Below are 1819 nucleotides of genomic sequence, written 5' to 3'. Positions count from 1 at the left end.
AGGGAATTTAAGTATTCCAGAGTTCGTTTTCCGCCTAGCACTCGAAGTTTGCCCTTTTGGGCCCACGTCCAGCAACCTCCGCACAGTGTAACAGAGTTCGGTGATTGTCCTTTGGTCGATGTCACTACCGCATATGCCGGACGATGTCCGCAAAACGGGACGTTGTCGTCATTGGTCAATTCAATACGTAGGAGTTTGTTGAGTCGATGCGCTTCACTAGCACTGAGGTATCGAGTTCCGAGGATGTCCGCGGCGCCGCCTTTCCATTCTGTTGGCAGTGTGTTCGTGCCGGAAATTGCTCCCCTTGGATCCAGTAAATACACGGCGACACGCTGAGCTGGTTCATCAGCATGCAACGAGGTCACGCTGGAGGCCGACAGGAAAATGAATGGCAAAATAAATAGAGGTGCTGGTTGTGTCTTTGTTTTCGGATAGCGGTGGCAATCAGCGGTCAGGGAACGGTCACTTTTCATTTGTGAGACCTTGCGAGCCTGGTTCCGATGCAGCCAATGGCTCGCTGCAACTCTATCACGTGTCGAGCGGCGGATGGTAAGGATTGGTGGAGTCGGAAATGCCTTGCTTGTTAACCGATTGGGCTTCCGTAGGTGCTGTTGCATCTATTGACGTCATCTGTGGATGCTCACGAATCCAGAAGACGACCAAGACCATCAGGGCGGGGACGAACGCAAAAAGCACGAGGTTCATCGGATATGCCAATATCACTGTGGGGCCCACAAAGTCGAGCCACGGTTTGCCCAAACCATCACGCTGGAAAACTACTGTGGGGACGGGCCAACCGTGGATCCGAGTATTGGCGTTCGCGAGATAGGTGTAGTGAAACGTTGTGAAGTACGCTGCAATGACGCTGCCAGTCAAGGCAGCGAAGTACAGCAAACGTGACCATGTTGGAATGCGTCCTGTGATTGCTACGTGCACAGCCCACGCGACGAGGCCGAAGGCAGCAAGAAACAGCAGCATGATTAAAGCAAACAACGGTATATTGGCCTGAGTTGTCAGTCAGTGATCGGTCGGCGTTACCGGGCAGTGGAAGCCAGAGTGATTGGAAAGCCAGAGTGATTGGAAAGCAAAGTCGGTTTCCACCACCGCTCTTTGCTCGCGCAGTCGTTGTCGGTCGCTGGGCGAACCAAGAGAACGCAGCCAGACGCGAGTGGCTCATTCTGCGACTCGGCGAAAGGCAACAAAACTTCTGGGGGAATGCTTTCCGTTCTGCGTGTACGGTGGTTGAATCAATCCGACATATTCCCATCGCTTTGCTCCATTGCGATTCAGGATTTCAGCCTGTTTGATCGGGTCGTTGACAGGAAACACGGAAACTTTGTATTCGTAAACAATTTGTTCCGCATTGGGGTCGTGTGCGTGCACAGATGGCGTTGAACGGATCAGCAGAATGGCGAAGCCCACCGCCGAGAAAACGAACAGAGCGGCGAATACTTTGCGGGAGTTGTCCATGTTTGGCTTCGAGATTGAGGGAAATGATTAGAGGTTTGGGCGTACCGAAAGTCGTTCAAAGCCATCGCTGCTAAGTAACTTCAGCTCGATAGTGCCAGAGAGAGTCGAGAGCGGGGGGCGTAGCGGTGCGGGGTAGCATACCGAAGCGACCCGCTGCATCGGAAAGTACGCTTCCTCCGGTGCAACGAAATGGTTTCCCAGTGCAATCCTTATCGCTCTAAGCGGGGGGGCTTTTTGGAATCCTATCGTATTGAGAACACCGATGCCACAATTTGGCGATTGTCCCTGTAGTACGTTGCATGCGTTGGGTGTCAACGCATGGGGCAAAACGTTCGCAGTTTGATTCAGA

The 1819-nt window shown here is 52.9% G+C and carries 3 protein-coding genes; all 3 read right to left on the bottom strand.

Features of this window, described 5'->3' with window-relative positions:
• A partial coding sequence (locus RSSM_RS35030; RefSeq protein ID WP_236621430.1) for a hypothetical protein occupies nucleotides 1-473 on the bottom strand: 473 nt, incomplete at its 3' end.
• A 55-nt stretch (nucleotides 474-528) separates the two neighbouring features.
• Nucleotides 529-993, bottom strand: coding sequence for a hypothetical protein (locus RSSM_RS27310; RefSeq protein ID WP_236621429.1), 465 nt, complete (start codon nucleotides 991-993; stop codon nucleotides 529-531).
• A gap of 180 nt (nucleotides 994-1173) precedes the next feature.
• Nucleotides 1174-1470 (bottom strand): secreted protein, encoded by a 297-nt coding sequence (locus RSSM_RS27305; protein WP_008687381.1) that lies wholly within the window; start codon nucleotides 1468-1470, stop codon nucleotides 1174-1176.
• Between the last annotated feature and the right edge of the window lie 349 nt (nucleotides 1471-1819).

The sequence above is a fragment of the Aporhodopirellula sallentina SM41 genome (assembly GCF_000346505.1).
In the GTDB taxonomy this organism is placed as follows: domain Bacteria; phylum Planctomycetota; class Planctomycetia; order Pirellulales; family Pirellulaceae; genus Rhodopirellula; species Rhodopirellula sallentina.
Note: the sequence above shows the minus strand (reverse complement) of the source record. Positions and strands in the feature narration are given on the sequence as shown.